A 21,013-nucleotide genomic window follows, 5' to 3' on the forward strand; every position below is an offset into this window, starting at 1 on the left:
TAAATTTTAGGTACTGTTGCTGTGTGGTACTCAGATAATAATCAAAAATAACATTTTTTGCAGGGTAGCTGGTTTTAAAGTCTATAGGGATTCGTATGCACATTATATTAGCGTTATTAGGAGTGATTGTAACAATTCTTATATTGTTAAATCGACTTCAAGAGAATGGATTAGATGTGGGCTGGTTAAACCCCTTTAGCTGGAACCGACGCAGACGCTATAGACTTGAGCATGATTTAAACCCCGCATTTAAGCTAGATTCACCGATGGATGTAGTTGCCTTGTATATGTTCTCTGTAGCCAAGGTTGACGGCGAAATAAGTAGAGAGCAAAAAGAGAAGATACTTGAGTTATTTAAGTCAGAATTCCACTTAAACCATCATGATGCCGTTGCATTATTAAGTTCCAGCGCGCACTTATTTGGCCAAACAGACGATGTGATTGGGAATCCTCAGAAAGTGATTGAACGAAGTTATGATAAGTTTACCAGCGAGCAAGTTCAGTCATTGTTTTATCTTTTAGATGAGGTATCTAAAGTTGAAAGTAGTGGTTCTGAAATACAGAAAAAGTTAATTTCAAGCATAAAAAGTGCATCTCCCAAATTTACTTCAGAGAAATGGTCAAATTAGCCGAGTAGGCTAAGGATCCCCGAGTTATCGTGCATTAAAAGGTGTGGCGGATATGTTTTTATGTCGTCCTCCGACCTTTAATTTCTTTCGCTGAACAAACAACGACACTAGTTTGCTGCTTACTTAGTAAATTTGATATTGTTGTGTTAAGAATTAATAAGTATTTAGTAGGTCTATAGATCTCAGTTTTTGAAAAGGATTATTCATGAAACATAGAGCATTCATCGTATCTGCATTATTACTTTCAGGTTGTACCTCTACTTCCAACATCGACCCATTGTTAGTATCGAAGTTGTCAGGTGTTTGGGACGAAATAAACTCTGAAATGTGCAGTTCTAACTATCATACTGTTGAGTTTGATTCTTCCACTCTTATTTTGAAATATGTGGATAAGGGGTATATTTCTGAAAATGATGGTCGAAATATACTTAAATATAGAATCTTGAGCCAATCACCTGATTCAATTCGTGTGGTACTTGACGATGAAACTCGTTTAGATAATGACAATAAACCGGTTGTTTGGCATTTAAAGTCACTTAACAATGATCAATATTGTTGGGGGCGTGATGATTGGCCTGAGGGAAGTTGTACTCCATCACGACATAGATGCAAGAGTTAACCTTAACGTCGACTTAATCGTCTCTCTAGCACAAACCCCATTATGCCACTGCAGAGCAATAGTACACCGAATATCTGTAGCCAAGCGTTGATTTGACGGGGGATCTGTTCCTCTTTATCTAGCCTGTAATGGCGTTTCCCTCCCGTCACATCCATCATAAAACCCTGTCCTTTGTATTCCCTGAATACTAGGTAGTGAGTATCTTCTCTATTGGCCATCTCTAGCCGTTTGGCCCTCATTAACTGTCTACCATCTTCACCGTTAGTATCCATACGATTTCTCCAAGAGGAGAAGATATCATCGGGCTCATCGGCTAACGCGACTCCTGAGGACTCAGATTGATAGCGAGTTTCATTAAAAAGTTGTTTACTGCTTCCTGTATAAAAGAGCGTTAATCCTAAGATGATTAAGGCGCTGGAGATATAGAGGTAGCGGCGAATATTTTGAAACTTCATCTTGTCTTTTTGTGACAGTAGCTGCTCGATATCTGGGATCTGATTGAGCTGTTGCTTATTCTCATTGATATCAATCGCGTCGATAAACTCTTGAGTGTTGACTGATAGGGCGGAGAGCAAGTTACGAAATATCTCGTTGGAGGGGATGGATTTATCATTCTCCAGTTTAGATAGGTAGGATTGCTCAATACCCGCAAGCTCGGCAAGCTCAGGTTGGCTGAAGTTTCTTTCAGCTCTAAAGTGCTTTATCTGTTTTCCTATGGTCATGCTCTATTCCTTGTATGTTTCTTCATTCGAATTTGCTGCCGGCAGGGTATATATTCTTAGGTATTCCTGCATAAATATGAAGTGGAATATTGACGAATAATGGGGAATATTGGGTTTTAAAAGAGAGAGAAGGGGAGATAGGAGAGAAGACCTGAAATATTCAGGTCTAGATGACTCAGGACTAAATGATTGAGGGTTAGACTGGATTAATCGCTAAAGCCTTCACGTAGAAAAAGGTGGCGAGTCTGATTAAAACGAGATTCATCGGCTTTGATAAAGTCGATGGCTAGCTGGAAGTTCTCTAAGCGAAATTTTGCCAGCTTAGCTATCTCATATTCGTTCATTACGATATTCATCGCTTCCACTGTCCACTCAGGCTCTCCGAGACCAATATCGGTTTCATCTGGATCGTAGTGAGTCACCATCCAATCTTGAAGCTGCTCAGCTGTGATGCTTGAAGCTCCCCATGCGTTAAGGGTGTCGATCAGCGCTTGTTTACTGATATTGGGTTTGCTTGATGTCTCTGTCATAGCGGTTAGCTCTTTTGGGTTCATATTTAGCTTTAGTGCAATTTTGCCAAAGGGTAACCGAATTGTTTGCTAAGAGCTAGTTGAGGGCCACTGCATTAGATGAAAATGAGTTGCCCTCTCAGTGCCTTGTTTGTTACAGCTCAGCGTGGGGGCCAAATACCTCATAGTGGATGTGCTCTTCACTGACATTTAATTCAAGCAGTTGCTGCTTGGCAAATTGCATAAAGGCAACGGGACCGCATAGGTAAAAATCACCATCAGTCAAAGGTAGCTGTGATTTTAAAAGGGCTAGATTCATAAAACCTTGCTGAACATTGGCACTCATCTGATCTTTATTTAGGCTGCCTATATCACGGTACCAGGTATGGTGCTGAAGGTTTATCTTCTCGCTTAGCAGATTGACTCGCTGATTGAATGAGTGCTGCTCAACACTTTCGCAGGCATGCAGATAAAAGACGGGTTTATCAAACGCTTTGTCGGCTAACATCTCCAGCATGGATTGCATAGGAGTGACGCCAACTCCCGCTGAGATGAGTACCACAGGTGCTTCACGTTCGATATAGTGAAAGTCTCCCGCAGGTGGATAAATATCAACAATATCATCAAGATTAAGGTGGTCATGTAGATGATTAGAGACAACACCTGGGATCCCTATTGCCTCACGTTTTACCGAAATTCGATAGCTGCTGGCGTTTGGCTTATCTGACAGTGAGTATTGACGTATCTCCTGAAATTCATGATTGGTAGGTGCGACTTTAATCCCTAAGTATTGGCCAGGCTCATAACCAATTACGGGCTGTTGATCGACAGGGGTGAAAACAAAACTAGTGACTAGGCTCGACTCTTCACGTTTTTGAGTAACACGGAACTGTCTTGCACCAAGCCAACCACCTGCTTGAGTTGCACTCTTTTGGTATAGCTCATCCTCTCGCTTGATAAAAATCCCCGCCAATAGTCCATAGGCTGCGCCCCATGCCTCCTCAACATCAGGGGTAAAGGCATCGGGTGCAAGCTCCCGTAGCGTTTCTAGTAGATGGTGTCCGACAATCGGGTAGTGGTCAGGTTGGATATTAAAACTTGTGTGCTTATGGGCGATGCGCTCTACTGCACCTGAAAGTGCCCCTAAGTTGTCGATATTTTTAGCATAAGCGGCAACGGCATTAAACAGTGCTGCAGGTTGGCCACCGGTTTTTTGATGGCTCATATTGAAAATATCTTTAAGTTCCGGATTGTGACTAAACATTCTTTGATAAAAATGTTCAGTAATGGCGGTACCAGCAGACTCTAATAGGGGAATGGTGCTCTTAACTATGCTGATATGTTTTTCAGATAACATCTAAATATCCTTCTGATATAGGGTGTGTTTTATGACGAAAAATATCGTTCGATTGAGGTAGAAAATTAATGCTTAGCTGGCTCTTGCACTCATTAGAATGCGAGTGTAGTGCCAGATGAAAATGGAGAAAGCGGTTATCCAGCAGATAGCGCTGATGTCCCAAGCCATAATTGGCATCTGCAATAGTGGCAGAATAAACCTCACTAGCGTACCGATAAACATGAGTGCAAACGCGATATTCAGTGAAGGGTGAGGTTTAAGTGGTCGACCAGTGTGACCCAGAGAGACGCGAGCGATCATGGCTAAGATCATACCGCCTATGGTACCGACTGTGATTAGGTGTAGCGCATCGGCAAATCGAACTAAGTCGATGTGATAGCTTATCCCTAAGGCGACGAGACCTAATCCAAGGGCCAGATATGCCAATTGTAGTGACCAAAGAAGCGGGACTTTGCGTGTTGAAAGAGGATCCCAATGCCAGAGTCTAAGTAGGTGAATTATGCCTGCACTGATTAAGGCAACAGCGGGGGTAAAAGGCAGTGCAATAAAGTGGCCTGTGAAGAAGATACCTATGCCGATAATCGTGACCACTGGCAAGAGTTTGTCGAGTATTGGCGTGGCTTTTACTTGAGCATTGTCGGCGCCGCGTCCGGTGAAAAAGGGGATAACACGCCCACCGACTATACCGACCAGCAGGCCGAAGGTTAGGATAGCAGTGCGGGCTAGATGGAGCGCAAGTTCAGTATGGCCACTAAAGTCAGCGATTAAGAAGCTTAAATTCAGTAGCATCATCACGCTAAGAAGAGGAATAAATTGGTAGTTTCGTTTACTTTTAGCGCGGATAACCATAGAGGCGAGAAAACCGATACAGGCTAACCACCATCCAGCTTGAAGCACTAAGGCAAGCACCTGAATTCTTGAATCCTCGCTCCATAGAAGTACGCGGACCATCAACCAGATTAAGGTGAGGGTTAGCAGGGCGCCACCATTGATACTGCGTTTATTGGTCCAGGTTTGTGCCGCGGTCAGTAGGAAAGCCACCGCTATATTAGCCCCGAATCCAAATAGCATCTCATGAATATGCCAAGCCACTGGAGTCAGGCCAGAGTTTGCTAAAGTGGGAAGATAGCCATGGAGGAATAGGATCCATATTCCAACGCTCAATACTGAGCTTAAGGTACCTGCTAGAAACCAAGGGCGAAATGCCAGATCCCATAGGGGCTGTTGAGTAATACTCAATAATTTAGGGGGCAAGTGAGTTTTCTCTGCGCCCGATAGCTCGCCTGTCGAGTGTAGTTGTTGATTGAGTCTTGCTTTACTGACCTGCTGTTTAGCGGGCTCATTGATGCTGTGGAGAGTTTTGCTCATCTACTGCTCTTATGCTAATGAAAAATTAATGATTAAGTTACAAGTTTACAGCTGAGTGGCGCCTAAGCCATGTAGGCCGATACAGCGCATCACATAACCTATCTTTACTGCTGTCGCAAAAAGAATAAGTGCAATATGGCTTGCGACTTGAGTCCATAAAGAGAAATACTCATCGTGGGTATAGCCGATAATAATGCAGGTTATTATGCCAACATTGCAATGAACATAGCGCCGTTACCACTGAGCAAAACTCGTGAGAAATTTCGCTTATTCCTTTTATGTGAGCGACTGCCTTCATAGGTTGTCCAACTGGGTGTTAAGCTTGGTTGAATCCTTGTGTGTGCTGTACTCATCATAAACTCCTCACCTATTTACGCTTACTCATTCACTTATACATTTTCTACTCTATGACATAGCGATTACCATGCCAGAAATTCAAGGTGTTGATTTTGAATTGTTTTATGTTTCACTAAGCCTGTTGTGAGTCAATATGACTACATGGTAGTTGTAGTCATATTGACTCTATTGATGTGTTTTTAGTTAGTTCATGTTAACGTGCTTATTAATGGCTTCAAGTAGATAAACAGTGAGGTAGACAGTGGGTGAACTCTCTCCACAAGCTTTAATCGAGTTAGCGCTGGATCTGGCAAATAGTTTAACCACTAAAGATAGATTTGAGCGTCTGCTGAGTACCGTTAGGCATGCGGTAGAGTGTGATGCGGTTGTCTTACTGGATGTTGAGTCTGGCTTTCTTAAACCTTTAGCTCAACAAGGCTTGACTCAAGATGCCTTGGGACGTCGTTTTGAGATAGCCGCTCACCCTAGATTTGAGGCGATCTGTGAGTCATCGACTCCCATACGTTTTGCTGCTAGCAGTCCACTTCCCGATCCCTATGATGGAATGCTGCTCGCCCATGAGGGGGACCTGCCAGTTCACGCCTGCATGGGTCTGCCATTGATGTCAGATGATAACTTAATTGGTGTTCTCACTTTGGACAGCATGAGCCCTAACGCTTTTGATGATATTCCCAAAAGGAGTCTAGATATCATCTCCGCCATGTCGGCCGCAACGCTAAAAACCGCCATTTTACTGCAGGAGTTGGAGCATCACTCACTGCATAATCAGCAGGTGGTTGCCGAGCTTACCCATGAGGCCTTAGTTAAAGATGGTGGTGAGTTGATTGGCGATAGTTTGGTGATGCTTAAGCTTAAGCGTGAGATTGACATGGTGGCTATCTCAGACTTCTCCATTTTGATTGAGGGGGAGACAGGGGTGGGTAAAGAACTGGTGGCCAGGACTCTGCACCGTCAATCTAAGCGAGTCGAAGGACCACTTGTATACGTTAACTGTGCTGCTTTACCTGAAAGCTTGATTGAGAGTGAGCTGTTTGGCCATGTAAAAGGGGCGTTTACTGGGGCAGATCGAAACCGGATAGGCAAATTTAGTCTTGCTGATGGCGGCACTATTTTTCTCGATGAGATCGGCGAGTTATCACTCCCTGTGCAGAGTAAATTGCTGCGTGTGCTGCAGAATCAAGAGATCCAGGTTGTTGGTAAGGATGATATTGAACGGGTGAACGTGCGTATTCTTGCGGCAACCAATCGCAAGTTAAAGGTGGAGGTAGAGGAGGGGCGTTTTAGAGCCGACCTTTACCATAGGCTGAGTGTATATCCTATTTCGGTTCCCCCTCTTAGAGCCCGAGAGGGAGATGTGACCTTACTTAGTGGTTACTTTATTGAGTTGACTCGCCGTAAGCTGGGAATGCAGCAACTTACCCTTACCTCTTCGGCTATCGATGCGTTAAATCGATATGATTGGCCCGGTAATGTCAGGGAGCTTGAGCATGTGATTGCCCGTGCAGCTCTGCGCGCCAAAGGCAGCGTAAACTCAGTGATAGTACGTATCGGGCTAGAGCATATGGAACATCTAGTTGCCACATCAAGCCTGCAGTCAGCTAGCGTGCTGAAAGGAGATTCAGGCCCTAGGGTCAGTGAAGAAGTTGAAGCTAATCTCAAATTAGCGACCGAAGCATTCCAGCGCCGGGTGATCACCCAAGTGTTAGCCGAGGAGTCGGGAAACTGGTCGGCTACAGCTAAGCGTTTGGAGACAGACAGAGCTAACTTAAATCGTTTGGCTAAGCGTCTTGGGATCCGTGTTGCCAAGAGCATCATTACCGACAGTTAGGTGCGAGGGAATGCGCACTATATCTGGTATGTGTTAGCGGCTATTTCTTCGGCTTCTACTGTCTCCTTAATAATTATTTATGGGTTGTGATTTAAGCGTCTAGACGCTGGTAAACTCGCTGAGGCAGTGCCCGTCATCACAGAGAGTTAAGGTGGTTAAGCACTTTACTATACAGCTGTGCTTTTTAGGGTTAAACTATCTGTACTTAAAATAAAGGTTGGATAGTTATGAAATTTTGTCGAATTGCCGTGAGTCTTATGCTGCTTATGTTAACGGGCTGCGGTGCCATTCATGATTACCGGCAATCGCAGATGTTTAACAGCTTCGATGACTTTAGGCCTGGACCTGATGGTGGAAGCGATCTTATCTGGTCTAAGCCAGGGATCAGAAGTATCCATGATTTGAATGAGATACTTAAGCAGTACGATAGTGTGATGGTGGACCAAGTGTGGTTGGTACTGGATGATAAAACTCGCTATGACAACTTGTCTGAGGCGGAGATTATCGGCGTGTCTGAGTATCTAGTTGAGAAGATAAAACGTAAAGCTTCGTCTCGTTTTAAGCTAGTTGATGAGCCTAAAGAGAAGACGTTAAGGATCAGTGTTGCACTAACCAACATCGAAACCCCAAACCCTATTTTAGCGGTGACCAGTAGTTTACTGCCTGTTGGACTTGGGATCTCAACTATCGCAAAAGTGGTTACCGGTGAGCACACCAATGTGGGCAGCGCGACCATAGAGATGATGATAAGTGACGCGGCTTCTGGGGCGCCCATTGTGGCTGTTATCGATAGAAGGGCTGGCAGTAAAGATCTTAGCACCATGATAGACTCCACCGATGATGCCAAGGATGCTGTGGACTGGTGGGTTGAGCGGATAGGTCTAACTCTGCGAGGGCAGGTTGCGGAGTAATACTCTTTGCTAGCACTAGGGCAAGCTAGATGACACAGAGCCTACTACTCTTTTATGACTCGCTATCCTAATGCAAGCAACTCAATTCAATCCTTGCTATAATCACGCCCATTATTATCGGGCCCCCATACTGTCCATTTCACAACATAGTACTCGGCTTGATAAATTCGATTGATTTCAGCGTCATACTGTTTTTTGGTGTGTCGCTTTCATGGCGATGTTCGTCGTGATAAAAATAGGAATAGACCTTGAGCCAAGTTACCCCAAATGCAGACAGTAAGATGTCGTTTTCGACATTAACGCTAAAACCTGAACTACTCGATAACCTAAAGACCATGGGTTATGACTCGATGACGCCGATCCAGGCCCAGAGTTTACCCGCAATTTTAAATGGTGAAGATGTTATCGGCCAAGGCAAGACGGGCTCAGGTAAAACAGCCGCCTTCGGTTTAGGTCTGCTGCACAAGCTAAACGTGAAGCGTTTTCGTATTCAGTCTTTGGTGCTGTGCCCTACCCGTGAGTTGGCTGATCAAGTCGCAAAAGAGATCCGTACCTTGGCTCGTGGTATCCACAATATCAAGGTGTTGACCCTGTGTGGTGGCGTGCCTATGGGGCCACAAATCGGTTCTCTCGAGCATGGCGCTCACATTATTGTAGGAACACCAGGTCGTATTATCGATCACCTGTCACGTGAGCGTTTAAGTCTTGAAGATGTGAATACCTTAGTGCTTGATGAAGCGGATCGCATGCTAGAGATGGGCTTCCTGCCAGATCTTGATTACATCATGGCTCAGATGCCACGTGAGCGTCAGACGCTGCTGTTCAGTGCGACTTTCCCTAAACAGATCCAGAAGATCGCCGAAGAGATCATGTATGAGCCTGTAATGGTAAAAGTCACTTCGACTCACGACAGTAATACCATAGACCAGCACTTCTATGAGTTGGAAAGTAACAAAGATCGCCAAAAGGCGCTACGCCTATTGTTGCTGCAACACCGGCCTGAGAGCGCGGTTGTTTTCTGTAATACAAAGCGTGAAACCAAAGATGTAGCAGCAACTTTAGCCAATGACGGTTTTAGCGTTGTGGCTCTGCATGGAGATCTGGAGCAGAGAGATAGAGATATCACCTTGATGCAGTTTGCTAACAAGAGTGCCTCTATCATGGTAGCGACCGATGTTGCTGCTCGAGGTTTGGATATTGAAGCGTTGGATATGGTGGTGAACTATGAGTTTGCCTATGATACTGAAGTTCATATTCACCGTATTGGTCGTACTGGCCGCGCTGGTAGTAAAGGTGCCGCTTATACTTTCTATAATTACGAAGATGATTATAAGGTTAAGCTGTTAGAGGAGTATCTGGACCGCGAGATCACTAGTGAGGTGCTACCGCCTGAAAACCTACTCGATACCTTCCCAACTCAACCTAAAATGGTGACTTTGCAGATTGATGGTGGCAAGAAGAACAAGCTGCGCCCTGGCGATATCTTAGGTGGGTTAACCGGCGAAGATGGCATCCAAGGCTCTGAAGTTGGCAAAATCAAGATCACCGACTTCCGCTCATATGTTGCAGTCGACCGTAAAGTCGCCAAACGTGCACTACACAAGATCACCAATGGCAAACTTAAAGGCCGCAGCTACCGTGCTTGGGAGATGCGTTAAGCTAGTCTCTAACTCTCGCTAGTGGATGCGGATAATCGACTTATCTAAACGATAAAAGGAGTGAACTTAGTTCACTCCTTTTTTAGTATTTAGACTGATTGGTATTATCGTTACCTATCTTGGCTTATAAAATAGCCCTCTTCGCATTGCCTTTGATAACAGGGCAAAATTACTCGGCCATCAAAGGGCGCTAGAACTTTTTTGCCCGATATTTTAGCCAATAACTGGCCCGCGTTAACTTGCTGAAGATTAACAAATCCCGGTTGCATCTCAAATATCTGATCTTTGTTGACCGCCTGACGATAACAGATGTTGGTTTTTAAGTATGAGTAGGGATGTGTGTGGCAGGATAGATAGTCGAATGCTTGCTGTACTTGTTTGCAATCTTCTAGCATATCAAATAGATATAGATGATAGATTAAGGTATGAAATCCAAAATCAAAAGTAGATTGCTCTTGGTGCTGACCACATTCAACGATATGGCTGCTATTAAAATAGGGTGCAAACCATTTAGCTAAACACCCCTCTAAACTATCAATTATCCCCTCAATTACAGGTATGGGAGTTTGTTCAATAATTAGTTGTGGTGGTTTGTCTGCAACAAAGGACATAAACGGAGTGCCAGTTGATGACATTGAGTGAATATCGAGTAGATGCTTAGCGACATTTGAAGCTTGCTCATCGAGCAAATTTAGCATTAGTTGGCTTAGATGTTGTGCTGAGACTAACTCGTGATTTGTAGGCTCAGAGATAAGATTTGTCGCCGTAAAAGCGCGATTAAAGTCTTGGTCAACATAACGCACTTCTTGAACTGTGGCTTCTGGGTTCCCATGAATGACGACGATTCTCCCCTTTAAAGGTATTTTGGATGCTATGTTACTTAAAGCATCTATCGCCTTAAGGCCAACCAGTTCATTACCGTGAACAGCGGCTGTGACCACGAGTAATGAATTGGCGTTTTTTGCTGTTATATCTTGATATATATAAGGTAATTTTTTCACAGTATTAATGTAAGCCATCTAATAAACTACTGTACTCTTTAAATAGTTCAGCTTCAGTCATCATGCCCATTAAATGGCCATTATCAACAACTGGCAGGGCACTAATAAGATTCTCACGCATTAACTTAATAGCTTCGCCTATTGAACCACGGGGAGTGATGGTGATAGGTTTTGCGTTCATCACCTCTTTAACTGGGACTAAATGAACGTCACCGGAGCTGGCGTATCGACCATAGATATCTAGAATCTGTCGGTAAGATAGGACTCCTATCAGTTCACCTGAGTCAGACTCGACGGGTAGGTGCCTGACGTTATTCCAATGCATGATTTTAGCGGCTAAGTCGATGAGGTCGTCTCCTCTCACTGAGAAAATATTAGTCGACATGACCTGCTCTACAGATTTATAAGTCTCTTTTAGTGCTGACATCTCATCTTGTGTGACATCATCCCATAGGTGTAATGGTTTACCTGTGGCTTGTCGGTTATGCATGACTTGCACTAGTAACTTACTGCTTATTTTATGGTTATAGCCGTTTTCATGGATCTTTTCGAAGTTACGTAGCATCCATATGCTGCCATTCGTGCGCTTAGCGACTCGCTGCTCAATAATACCTATATACTTATCAATATCGGTTTGATCTATATTGGCTAGAGCTAATCCTTCACGAGCTACGGGGATTAATTCACGCTCAATCAGTTCGGCACATGGGATCACCTCTCCATTAAACCAGACAATGTCGGTATTTAAAGAGCGCATAGATACATTGTCGAAATTCTTCTTGGCTGCGCTAAAGTCCATTATTTTTGTGACATCATCAAGCCTAGAGCCATAGCCATTCATTAAGCCTAAAAAGAATGCCATATTAGCAATCGCATCAACAATAGTTGGGCCGGAAGGTAGTACTCTGTTTTCGATGCGCAAATGTGGAACATTGTTCTGTACACCGTAGCAAGGTCTATTCCAGCGATAAACCGTGCCATTGTGCATACACAAAGCATCTAGCTTGGGAACTTGACCTTGTTTTAGCTGTGCCATCGAATCAGTTTCGATATCGTTAGATATTAAGACTTTAAACTTGGATATGTCCTCTTGGAATAGCTCTAAAACTGATGATTTTACCCACTGACTACCAAACCAAACTCTAGGTTCTGATTCTCGTAGGTTTAAGTTAGATTGACGAGTGTCTATCGCCTGTTGAAAAAGCGCTATACGTGTTTCGTGCCATAAACGCTTTCCCAATAATAGTGGGCTATTAGCGGCAATAGCTAATAGAGGAGCTGTTATTGCTTGGGAGATATTGTAGTAGTGAGCAAAGTCTTGCTGCGATACCTGAAAATGAACTTGAAAGCTAGTATTGCATGCCTCTATTAATACATTGTCATGGCTAAATGATAACTCATCCTGACCTCGGATATACAGCTTACAATCTTCGCCACGTTGCTGACCTAAAGTATCATTTAGGGCGAAGTACCTTGGCTGAGGAGTAAGGTTATCTAAAGTTAAATCACGGTAGCGTATGGTGGGTAAAATTCCGGTCGTGATCACTTCTCCGTTTTCAGCGGCAATATGCTTAAGTAGCTTCTTATATAACTCTTGTAACTGTTGTTCCGTTTTTGAGATGGCGTCTTTGGTAAATTCGTGGGGATCTAAGTTTGCTTCGAGGTTAAATAAAGCGAGTTCATTGGTAAAACAGGGGTCGTTCATGCTCTCTAATAATGTCATTGCTAACGGCGCAGGATCCATATGCTCATCGACTAAAAAAAACTCCTGTTCAGCGCCTATTCGGCTAATATCCTTTTCAAACATCTCCTTTTTAAGCATCTCTTCTAAAGCATGTACGTCTTTGATTAGCGACTTCATAAACATACGAATTTTATCTGGTGAGCTTTGTTGATTAACTTGTTGTTGCCCCATAAGCCAGTACCTCTACTCGATTTATTACTACTTACTTATATACGAACATTTATCAAGCTACAGTAGATTTGGCTGAACTTCAACAGCACTAAAGAGCTAGTACCTGTATCTCAGTTTGTCTTGAGTTGTTAGTACCCATTAGTGTTCGATTGTTAGTTAAATAATCTTGTGGTGGGGGTGGTGGCTGTGTGGGTAATCTAAAAAGTTGAATGGATATCTTTAAACTCTGTTAGCTTTGTGCAGCTTTTTTCTCTGCATACATCTTATGGTCTGCACTGGATACTAATGAGTCTACATTCTTGCCATCGGCTGGGTAGATAGCAGCGCCCATGCTAGCACCCAATTTGAAATCGATACCGTCTATGGCAAAGGGCATCTTGATTCGATTTTTTAATAGCTCAGACAGATGCTCTAGCTCAGCTTTATCTGTGACGTTTTTGATTAGCACGCAAAACTCATCGCCTCCCATACGACAGACAAGGTCTGTTTCCCTTGTGCAGCTAGTGATCCGTTTTGCTATCTCTTGAAGTACCCAATCCCCATATTGATGGCCGTAGGTATCATTGATAGGTTTGAATTTGTCTAGATCTACATAGATGAGGCCAAATATGCCACCAAAGTTTTTGGCTCTGTTCTCTATTTTTACCGCTTCCTCCTCAAATTTACGTCGATTTGCTAATCCGGTTAACTCATCATGGTGTGCTTGGTGCTCTATCACTTCTTGCATCTCTATCATCTCAAGCATTTGATCTTTTAAGGTGATGCTGTAGACCACTTCATTGAGTGCACTTTTAGACATCTCGATTGATTTACGGCTCATCAATAAAACCCCGAACAGTAAGAAAAAAGATGAGAAAGCGATGACTCCCTGACTATGATCATCGAAGCGAGTGAGTGCATGAAGCAGGATCGAGGGCAGGATCAGTATGCCGTAAGCGATATAGTACTCGGGAAAGCTAATGTTACTTATTAAAATAATCGCGAATAAGCAGATTAAAAATATATAGTAAAGCTGTACATGATCCAGCGGTACATCGTTTAAGAGTGTGAAGGGGCTAAGGGAGAATAATAGTCCAATAAATAGACCGAAATAAAAGCGTTGAGTGAGCTTTTTTTTAAGTGCTGGGTAGTCTGCATTTTCGGAGACGAGTGTATTGCCTTCTTTATCTATTAAGTAGATGGCAACAATAGTAATTGCAAAAACACTTTGCCAAATTGCTAATAAAATCAATGATGAGTCTAGGTAAGTTTGATAACTCGACAGTATCAATGAAGCCATGAGCAGTAGTGGTGAGTTTTTAATACTTTGGCTAAAATAAATGGCGATTCGCGCCGTATAGACACGATTTTCGAACTCATTAACAGGTGAAGATAGTAATAAAAATAGCTTTTTTTTCATTGTACTTATATCGCCAATTTTTAGATACGTAATACTGTTAGCCGCAATATTTAATTATAGGTCTTTTAGGACAAGCGATGATTGAAAAGTCTGGGTGATCAGAAAGATAACCTCTTTATTTATTAAGACTATATACCTAAATAACTGAGAAATGGAGGTTTCATAGAAGATTTAGATTATTTCATTTATGAATATCCCCTCATAATCATCGAGCATTAGATCTGTTATCCAAACCCAGCCCACTGTTTATGGGCTTTCTCGATCATCTTGGTGAAAAATAGATGAGTTTACATTTTGATGAGATTTGTAGTTCTGATCGCCAAGGTCTATGTTGAGTTAGGCTGAATTGGTTAATTCAAGGGGAAATTATGAGAGTGTTAGTGACCGTGATGAGCTTAATCTGGATGCTGACTTACGACCTTAATGCTTATGCGGGTAGTTTGTCAGCGGAGCAGGTGAATGGAGTTTATGATCTAGCTAAGCCAGAACGCAGCGCAGCTGGTCAGACTCAGGAGTTGTTAATACAGTTAGGTGAGCATCAGGGAAAAACCGTTATTGCGACAGCGGGCTGTGAACGATGCCCACCAGCTATCTACTCTTTGATGAAGCAGGAATCTAGTGAGCTTCAACGTGCTGTATTTTTTAATAGTATGGGGGTTTACCTGATTAGCTATGATGACAACACCTTAGTTTCAGTGATGGCCGATGGTTTATTGGGTAAAAAAGTTTGGCAAAAAATCGCCTACATCAATGTGTACCGCAAACGGGGAACCCCAGGGATAGAGCTTGCCGCCGCGAAAACATTTGTTATCTCAGAGTCGAAGCGGATGATAACGGGCGAAGGTGTTGAGAAAGTTGCCGTGACAGGGGGGAGTGGACATTATTACAGCGCCGCAAGATATCAGATAAATGGCACTAGCTATGATCAGTTTGCGTTAACCGTTGAGGCGGAGAAGGCCGTTTTACTTGAAGGTGACAAATGTCGCTCTTGTACCTCTGATCGCTTTATCTATGAGCCTGAATTAAGTTTAGCGATTGGTAAACCTGTGTATGAGATGGGTCATATGGGTCGCTTTATTATAGAGGAATCGAAAGGTGTGTTCCTGTATGCCAAGGCTAAGTTAGGTAAAGCTTTGTGGGGGAAAAACAGCCATTTTAACCTATTTGCCCAAGATCCTATCTATGTACGAACGATCAGCTCAGATAAAAATATGCAGCAGGAAATTGATAGTCAATTAGCAAGCTATGCTCAGTTGGCTAAAAATGCCGTGGATGAGCACTATCGTCAGCAAGATGCTGAGCGAACGGCAAGTAATGAGTTACCCATGCAGGGACTTAAAGATGAAAAACTTCAACAGCAGGTATTAAATGCTGCAAAGCAGAGGGCTGATAAAGAGTCCTGGAATGAGTCGATACTCAATGCTTACATTCGAGGTAATGATTGGACGATTTTGCGCAATAAACTAACAGGGATCCAGACAGGGCGTTATATTGCAGGTGTGATCGTGATGCAAAGAGAAGATGGTCTATGCAGCTACCAATCTGTGCACTTTGCTCAACAATATAATGGTGCCGATTATCAGCAAGCCTATGTTTACAGTATCGACTCAGGGCAGGAGAAACTCGATTGCAGCAAGGTAAAATAACTAGGGAAAAAACCGAATTTAGCTTCGGCTTTTTCATGGGCAATATGAGACGGGAGTTACTGTTTAATCAAATACGTAGGGGCAAGCTGAGTAGTGGTTAAAGGCATCGTCCCAGCGTCTAACATCATTTGCACGTCGCCAGCGAGAGTGCCAGAACTCCATCATACAAGTTCCGCTATCTAGCTGGATTAGCAGTGTATCTTGTTCTTTTACTTGATCATAAGGCGGGTAGTCTCTACTACTTCCCCAGGTGATACCGCCGCGGCTATCTGCCCAGTATTGCCAAAAAGCATCTAAGCTCAGCCACTGTGCTTGTGATGCTTGCCATGCTCTTTCCTGACCAGCGATTAGCTTTACTTGGCCGTTTGTCGCTTGAGCGTCTTTTACCTGTGCACTGCTTTCTGTGATGATCTTTTTAGTGTCATCGGCATTGGCCACCCCACTGCTGAACAGCATACAGAGGCTTGTGAATAGAAAGGCGAATGTCATAGTCAATTGTCGAGTCATCTCTGTTCTCCCGCTTTTTGAGTATCTATATTGAATTGATAAGACCCTCTAACTCGAAGAACTATTTCGAAGATCTATTTGATGAAGAGTAAAACTAATTCAGTTCTGGTTTTAATTTGATTCAATCGCGGCTGAATCTCTGGCTGTATCCTCTTTGTGAAACAACCAATTAATTCCCAACCGATAACTATCTGTACTGTTGGCCGCATGGGTCCCACCATCGATAGTGAATACCTTAACATCCCAAGGCGCATCGTTACGATTTTGCCACTCTTTAGACCAATCCATAGCATTGTCTCTGGAGTAGCCACGATCATGTGAGCCTGAGGTGAGGATAAGGGATAAATCATCCCTGTTTGCTGAATTGGGTGTCGAGAAGAAACGCTCGCGCCCAGGTTTTATCGAAGGGTTGCTGGCGATATGTCCCCAAAAAAGATCAGGCTTAGTGAAAGCGCTATATAAAACCATATAACCCCCTCGACTTTGACCAAAGAGCACTCGCTTATTGGGATCGGTCTGATAGCGGCTTTCGATATCAGGTATTAGTTCAGTTTCTAGAAATTGCTGAAACTTGGGGGCACCACCTTGGTTAGGTTTAGCATCTACAGCGGGAGCGCTAAAGTCATAACCTCTTTTATTGATGCTGGGATCAAATGAGCCGTAGGCGATACCGACTATGATAGCTTCCGGTAGTTTATCGTCGTATTGAAGGAATAGGTGGTTGGTCGCTAGGATGGGAAATAGAGAATCTCCATCCAATAGGTAGACTACTGGATATTGTTTACTCTTATTCTCATCATAGCCCTCGGGAAGTCGAACATAGATATGAAATGGACGGCCTACGGATTCAGATTCTAGTTTGAAATAGTCACCTGCCAGAGCTGGTAAAAAATTCAGGGGTACTAAGCTGTTTATGTCAGTGGAACTGGAGGTCTCTTTAACTGTACTGCTACAGCCTACTGTAGAGAGAGAACTGACACTGAAAGCAATGGCAAGCAGGTACTGTTTAGCTGATATCCATTTCATTTTTAGTCCTTGTACTGGGGAAAGTACTGTTAAGCTTAAAATTTATCTCCTTTAAAATCATACGGACTAATGCTGAGAGAATAAAGGGATTGCTCATAAAGCTAACGGGGTTAACTGCGAGAGCTTGTATATCTTGGCGCATTGTCTTTAATATTCAGCCACCTTAACTGGTTGCTTGTATGTATATGGTATTGAGGAGCAACGAGATTTGGGTCGTCCAGTGATGCAATACTTAAGGTGTAATATTGGGGATGCCCAATATCGCGAAAGCTGATACTTGTCCCACAGTTAGGGCAGAATCCACGTCTGGTTGTCTCCGATGAGGCGTACTCTTTTGGTGTACTGCTGGATAACCAATTTACCTGTTCTATTCGAAAATCCATCCAGCTTGCCACTACTGCGCCAGTACTTTTCTGGCAGAGGCTACAATGGCAATGATCGGCATCGAAGGGCATGGCTGTTATGCTGTATCTGAGGCTTCTGCAGAGGCAGCCGCCCTCTATTATTACCTCACTGTCCTGCTCCATAATCCCTATTCCGTTCTTTTCGGTAATGACTTGAATTAACACTAACCTAGCAGCTCCAACTATCCCTGTCATTGCGCTTTTATCTTCCTCTGTTTTCGATAGGAGGTGCTATTTGTTCTCATATGTCAACAATTTGTTGGTCTTGGAGCCATATATCAACAAATGAGAGTCCATTATGATCTGTTTCGATTAAATGTGTTGAATATGTTGGGGTTATTTGTAGTCAAATGTTGGGACCCCTAAAAAGGATAAATGATGAATAAAACAAAGATATCGATTCTTGCTACCGTTCTCGCTTCAGTGATGAGCACGCCGTTTTCAGTTTCTGCTGAAGAGTCGTTTAATACAGGTAAAAATGCAGTTAATTTTTTAAGTGAAAATGTTCGTATTTCGGGGAACCTATATCTACCTGATAACTACAGCGCTAATGGTAGCTTCCCTGCGATCGTGGTGATCACTCCTGCCAGTGGCGTGAAAGAGCAGACTGCAGGCATATATGCAAAAAAGCTCGCCGATAAAGGCTATGTGACGCTGGCTTTCGACCATAGAAGTTACGGTGAAAGTGGCGGGATGCCAAGGGGGATGGAGAACGCTCCGATGAAGGTAGAGGATATTAAAAATGCCATCAGCTTTATTCGCACTGTTGCTGGTGTTGATATCGAGCGTATCGGCGAGCTGGGGTTATGTTCTGGTGCGGGCTATAGCTTGCAAACGGCTCAGATGGATGGTCGTATCGATTCTGTGGCTACCGTGAGCGGTTTCGTTGATTTTATTGATTACGGTCTAAGTGGTGCAACGCAATATCAGAACGGCTTAAGCGGAGATAAGATTGAGCAGTTTCAGACGCAGATCCAGTGGGCCAGTGAGGCTCGCCAGCGTTACTTTGAAACAGGAGAGGTGATGTACGTCGATGGTATCCCCCCTAAAAGTGAGCGTTTAGGGATATTTTGGGATCGCGCTGCCGATTATTATCTCAACCCTGAGCGAGGAGGGGCGGTGGCGACTTATAGTCCGATGCGGGCAGCCATGTCTCTGGATACTCGTTACTTCTTTAATCCAACCGAGCATATGGAGTTAATGCGAGGGAAGCCTTTTTTAGCGATTGTTGGTACTGAAGCTCTGTCGGCACAATTTAGCGAAGTGGCGGTTGAGCGTTCAAAGAAGGCGGGTGGAGAAGCTGAGTTATTTAAGGTGAAAGGTGCGCAGCACTTTGATCTTTATGATAAGCATAAATATGTCAATCAAGCGGTTGATAAGTTAGATAGCTTCTATCGAACGACACTCAAAAGATAGGTTAACCTCTTGATGGCATAACCTAAGATACAGGCAAGTGGGCTAACTGTTTGCCTGTTTTATCTAGATGATAAAGCGCTATGGGGTTATCTTGTTTAAAAACTTGCCATAAGATGAATATTTATTCTTGACTCAAATTCAAATCGGGATTATTTTTTCGCGCGATGTTTTTTCCAAAGGGGGATTATGCGAATCACAACTTTTGTTTGTTGACGATATCTCCATAATAAAGCAGCAATAAGTTTAGAGTGAGTCTGGACCTCATCTCTAAGTCTTGTAATTAATTTGCCATTTTGGCTCTATTAAAAAGGACCTTAGCGCATGTCTGAACCGACAGCATTAAGTCTTATTCCACCTGTGGTGGTCCTGGTGTTAGCGATTGTGCTACGCCGTCCAATCCTTTCGTTAATTATTGGTGCACTAGTGGGACTCGTTATGTTCGAGCCCGAAAACTTGCTCACTAATTTTACCGATATCTCTCTTTCAGTGATGGCCGATGAGACCATTGGTTGGCTTATTCTTGTGTGTGGTGGCTTCGGTGCCCTGATCGCGTTATTGGTGAAAACCGGTGGTTCGATGGCATTTGGTCGTCATGCCCTAAAGTTGGCCAAGGGACCCAAATCATCACTCTTTATGACCTTTATCTTAGGTGTGGTGATCTTTATTGATGATTACCTCAATGCCCTGACTGTCGGCTCAACCATGAAGCGAGTAACCGATAAGTTTAAGGTCTCTCGTGAGATGTTGGCCTATGTGGTGGACTCAACGGCTGCACCAATCTGTGTGCTTGTTCCACTCTCCACGTGGGCAGTGTTCTTCGGTGGTCTGCTGGTGGATAATGGTATTGCAAGTGAGGGACAAGGTATTGCTGTTTATATGCAAGCTATTCCTTACATGCTTTATGCTTGGCTGGCGGTGGCTATGGTGCTGTTAGTTATCTTAGGTATAGTGCCCGCATTTGGTCCGATGAAAAAAGCTCAGCTTGCAGCTTCTCAAGGGGAGCCTGCTTTAAAGCAGATCGATCTCGATGAAGTACAGACCTCTGATGAATATGCGGTTAAAGCGATTGAGGATGAGTTTAAACACGCCGATGAGCAGGGTAAGTTGCATAACTTCTTCGTGCCTATTCTTCTGCTTGTTGGCTTTACTGTTTACTTTGATATCGATGTATTGAAGGGGTTAGTGGCGACTTTGGCGGTTACTTTACCTTATTATGGTTTGCAAAAGCTGATGCCACTGTCTGAGATGATGGAGCAGATGATCGATGGCTTTAAAAATATGTTGCCAGCGATCGGGACTGTGATCGCGGCATTTATCTTTAAAGATGTGTGCGATAAATTGATGCTACCTCAGTATGTGATCGATACGCTAAGTCCATTTATGACACCAGACCTGTTGCCTGCTGTCGTGTTCTTGAGTATGTCTATTTTGGCATTTGCAACTGGATCAAGCTGGGGGATTTTTGCGGTTTCTATCCCTATCGTGATGCCATTGGCCCAATCGGTTGATGCCAATATTCCATTGGTGATAGGTGCACTGTTATCTGCTTCATCTTTCGGTAGTCAGGCTTGTTTCTATTCTGACTCCACTGTATTGGCCGCTCAAGGCTCAGGCTGTAACTTAGTGAGTCATGCCGTGACTCAGTTGCCATATGCCTTAATTGCAGCAGCAGTCACCTTTGTGGGCTTCCTGTTGCTGGCATAATGCACCGCCTATAGTCAAAAAATTAACACCAGAGCAG

General features: G+C 43.5%; 18 protein-coding genes. 8 read left to right on the forward strand and 10 right to left on the reverse strand.

Annotated features, from left to right (window positions below; translation table 11 throughout):
• Positions 1-95: 95 nt before the first annotated feature.
• Together SWOO_RS03500 and SWOO_RS03505 are read left to right on the forward strand one after the other, a co-directional pair.
• Positions 96-629, forward strand: a complete 534-nt coding sequence (locus SWOO_RS03500; protein ID WP_012323324.1) for a tellurite resistance TerB family protein — start codon at positions 96-98, stop codon at positions 627-629.
• Positions 630-834: 205 nt separating this feature from the next.
• On the forward strand, positions 835-1,248 hold the full coding sequence (locus SWOO_RS03505) for a hypothetical protein (RefSeq protein ID WP_012323325.1): 414 nt from the start codon (positions 835-837) through the stop codon (positions 1,246-1,248).
• Between the two features lie 2 nt (positions 1,249-1,250).
• Here SWOO_RS03505 and SWOO_RS03510 read toward each other — a convergent pair whose 3' ends face one another.
• From SWOO_RS03510 to SWOO_RS03525, 4 genes are all read right to left on the reverse strand, one after another.
• On the reverse strand, positions 1,251-1,970 hold the full coding sequence (locus SWOO_RS03510; protein ID WP_012323326.1) for a helix-turn-helix domain-containing protein: 720 nt from the start codon (positions 1,968-1,970) through the stop codon (positions 1,251-1,253).
• A 206-nt stretch (positions 1,971-2,176) separates the two neighbouring features.
• Positions 2,177-2,500 (reverse strand): hypothetical protein, encoded by a 324-nt coding sequence (locus tag SWOO_RS03515; protein ID WP_041417935.1) that lies wholly within the window; start codon positions 2,498-2,500, stop codon positions 2,177-2,179.
• Positions 2,501-2,633: 133 nt separating this feature from the next.
• Entirely contained in the window at positions 2,634-3,836 is a 1,203-nt protein-coding gene (hmpA, locus tag SWOO_RS03520) for an NO-inducible flavohemoprotein (RefSeq protein ID WP_012323328.1), read from the reverse strand.
• Between the two features lie 72 nt (positions 3,837-3,908).
• Complete coding sequence (locus SWOO_RS03525) at positions 3,909-5,204, reverse strand: NnrS family protein (protein WP_012323329.1); 1,296 nt, start codon at positions 5,202-5,204, stop codon at positions 3,909-3,911.
• Between the two features lie 598 nt (positions 5,205-5,802).
• Here SWOO_RS03525 and norR point away from each other — a divergent pair.
• The 3 genes from norR (at position 5,803) to dbpA (ending at position 9,958) form a co-directional block, all read left to right on the forward strand.
• A complete protein-coding gene (norR, locus tag SWOO_RS03530; protein ID WP_012323330.1) occupies positions 5,803-7,389 on the forward strand; it encodes a nitric oxide reductase transcriptional regulator NorR in 1,587 nt (528 codons plus the stop codon).
• 227 nt (positions 7,390-7,616) lie between these two features.
• Entirely contained in the window at positions 7,617-8,300 is a 684-nt protein-coding gene (locus tag SWOO_RS03535) for a DUF3313 domain-containing protein (protein WP_012323331.1), read from the forward strand.
• A gap of 281 nt (positions 8,301-8,581) precedes the next feature.
• Positions 8,582-9,958 (forward strand): ATP-dependent RNA helicase DbpA, encoded by a 1,377-nt coding sequence (gene dbpA, locus SWOO_RS03540; RefSeq protein ID WP_041417937.1) that lies wholly within the window; start codon positions 8,582-8,584, stop codon positions 9,956-9,958.
• A 110-nt stretch (positions 9,959-10,068) separates the two neighbouring features.
• On the opposite strand, the gene SWOO_RS03545 is transcribed toward dbpA, so the two are convergent.
• The 3 genes from SWOO_RS03545 to SWOO_RS03555 all read right to left on the reverse strand — a co-directional run bounded on the left by SWOO_RS03545 (position 10,069) and on the right by SWOO_RS03555 (position 14,273).
• Entirely contained in the window at positions 10,069-10,977 is a 909-nt protein-coding gene (locus SWOO_RS03545; RefSeq protein ID WP_012323333.1) for a M14 family metallopeptidase, read from the reverse strand.
• The gene (locus tag SWOO_RS03550; protein WP_012323334.1) at positions 10,964-12,874 is read right to left on the reverse strand and encodes a CBS domain-containing protein; all 1,911 of its coding nucleotides are present in this window, start codon (positions 12,872-12,874) and stop codon (positions 10,964-10,966) included. The genes SWOO_RS03545 and SWOO_RS03550 overlap by 14 nt, the downstream gene beginning before the upstream one ends.
• Positions 12,875-13,103: 229 nt before the next feature.
• Positions 13,104-14,273, reverse strand: coding sequence for a GGDEF domain-containing protein (locus SWOO_RS03555; RefSeq protein WP_012323335.1), 1,170 nt, complete (start codon positions 14,271-14,273; stop codon positions 13,104-13,106).
• Between the two features lie 368 nt (positions 14,274-14,641).
• Here SWOO_RS03555 and SWOO_RS03560 point away from each other — a divergent pair, with 368 nt between their 5' ends.
• The gene (locus tag SWOO_RS03560; RefSeq protein ID WP_012323336.1) at positions 14,642-15,919 is read left to right on the forward strand and encodes a hypothetical protein; all 1,278 of its coding nucleotides are present in this window, start codon (positions 14,642-14,644) and stop codon (positions 15,917-15,919) included.
• A 63-nt stretch (positions 15,920-15,982) separates the two neighbouring features.
• Here SWOO_RS03560 and SWOO_RS03565 read toward each other — a convergent pair whose 3' ends face one another.
• The 3 genes from SWOO_RS03565 to SWOO_RS25785 form a co-directional block, all read right to left on the reverse strand.
• Positions 15,983-16,426: a hypothetical protein gene (locus SWOO_RS03565; protein WP_012323337.1), complete on the reverse strand. Its 444-nt coding sequence runs from the start codon at positions 16,424-16,426 to the stop codon at positions 15,983-15,985.
• A gap of 111 nt (positions 16,427-16,537) precedes the next feature.
• Complete coding sequence (locus SWOO_RS03570) at positions 16,538-17,452, reverse strand: alpha/beta hydrolase (protein ID WP_012323338.1); 915 nt, start codon at positions 17,450-17,452, stop codon at positions 16,538-16,540.
• A 110-nt stretch (positions 17,453-17,562) separates the two neighbouring features.
• Entirely contained in the window at positions 17,563-18,051 is a 489-nt protein-coding gene (locus tag SWOO_RS25785) for a GFA family protein (RefSeq protein WP_012323339.1), read from the reverse strand.
• Positions 18,052-18,231: 180 nt separating this feature from the next.
• On the opposite strand from SWOO_RS25785, the gene SWOO_RS03575 reads away from it, so the two are divergent.
• Together SWOO_RS03575 and SWOO_RS03580 are read left to right on the forward strand one after the other, a co-directional pair.
• Entirely contained in the window at positions 18,232-19,272 is a 1,041-nt protein-coding gene (locus SWOO_RS03575; RefSeq protein WP_229377290.1) for an alpha/beta hydrolase, read from the forward strand.
• 321 nt (positions 19,273-19,593) lie between these two features.
• Positions 19,594-20,976 carry a Na+/H+ antiporter NhaC family protein gene (locus SWOO_RS03580; protein ID WP_012323341.1) on the forward strand — a complete coding sequence of 461 codons (1,383 nt, stop codon included), beginning with the start codon at positions 19,594-19,596 and terminating at the stop codon, positions 20,974-20,976.
• Positions 20,977-21,013: the final 37 nt, after the last annotated feature.

Source organism: Shewanella woodyi ATCC 51908 (assembly GCF_000019525.1).
Taxonomy (GTDB): domain Bacteria; phylum Pseudomonadota; class Gammaproteobacteria; order Enterobacterales; family Shewanellaceae; genus Shewanella; species Shewanella woodyi.

Coding starts and splice junctions, on each gene's coding strand:
- SWOO_RS03500 (WP_012323324.1), top strand. CDS start 96: ATGCACATTATATTAGCGTTATTAGGAGTGATTGTAACAATTCTTATA.
- SWOO_RS03505 (WP_012323325.1), top strand. CDS start 835: ATGAAACATAGAGCATTCATCGTATCTGCATTATTACTTTCAGGTTGT.
- SWOO_RS03510 (WP_012323326.1), bottom strand. CDS start 1,970: ATGACCATAGGAAAACAGATAAAGCACTTTAGAGCTGAAAGAAACTTC.
- SWOO_RS03515 (WP_041417935.1), bottom strand. CDS start 2,500: ATGACAGAGACATCAAGCAAACCCAATATCAGTAAACAAGCGCTGATC.
- hmpA (WP_012323328.1), bottom strand. CDS start 3,836: ATGTTATCTGAAAAACATATCAGCATAGTTAAGAGCACCATTCCCCTA.
- SWOO_RS03525 (WP_012323329.1), bottom strand. CDS start 5,204: ATGAGCAAAACTCTCCACAGCATCAATGAGCCCGCTAAACAGCAGGTC.
- SWOO_RS03535 (WP_012323331.1), top strand. CDS start 7,617: ATGAAATTTTGTCGAATTGCCGTGAGTCTTATGCTGCTTATGTTAACG.
- dbpA (WP_041417937.1), top strand. CDS start 8,582: ATGTCGTTTTCGACATTAACGCTAAAACCTGAACTACTCGATAACCTA.
- SWOO_RS03545 (WP_012323333.1), bottom strand. CDS start 10,977: ATGGCTTACATTAATACTGTGAAAAAATTACCTTATATATATCAAGAT.
- SWOO_RS03550 (WP_012323334.1), bottom strand. CDS start 12,874: ATGGGGCAACAACAAGTTAATCAACAAAGCTCACCAGATAAAATTCGT.
- SWOO_RS03555 (WP_012323335.1), bottom strand. CDS start 14,273: ATGAAAAAAAAGCTATTTTTATTACTATCTTCACCTGTTAATGAGTTC.
- SWOO_RS03560 (WP_012323336.1), top strand. CDS start 14,642: ATGAGAGTGTTAGTGACCGTGATGAGCTTAATCTGGATGCTGACTTAC.
- SWOO_RS03565 (WP_012323337.1), bottom strand. CDS start 16,426: ATGACTCGACAATTGACTATGACATTCGCCTTTCTATTCACAAGCCTC.
- SWOO_RS03570 (WP_012323338.1), bottom strand. CDS start 17,452: ATGAAATGGATATCAGCTAAACAGTACCTGCTTGCCATTGCTTTCAGT.
- SWOO_RS25785 (WP_012323339.1), bottom strand. CDS start 18,051: ATGACAGGGATAGTTGGAGCTGCTAGGTTAGTGTTAATTCAAGTCATT.
- SWOO_RS03575 (WP_229377290.1), top strand. CDS start 18,232: ATGATGAATAAAACAAAGATATCGATTCTTGCTACCGTTCTCGCTTCA.
- SWOO_RS03580 (WP_012323341.1), top strand. CDS start 19,594: ATGTCTGAACCGACAGCATTAAGTCTTATTCCACCTGTGGTGGTCCTG.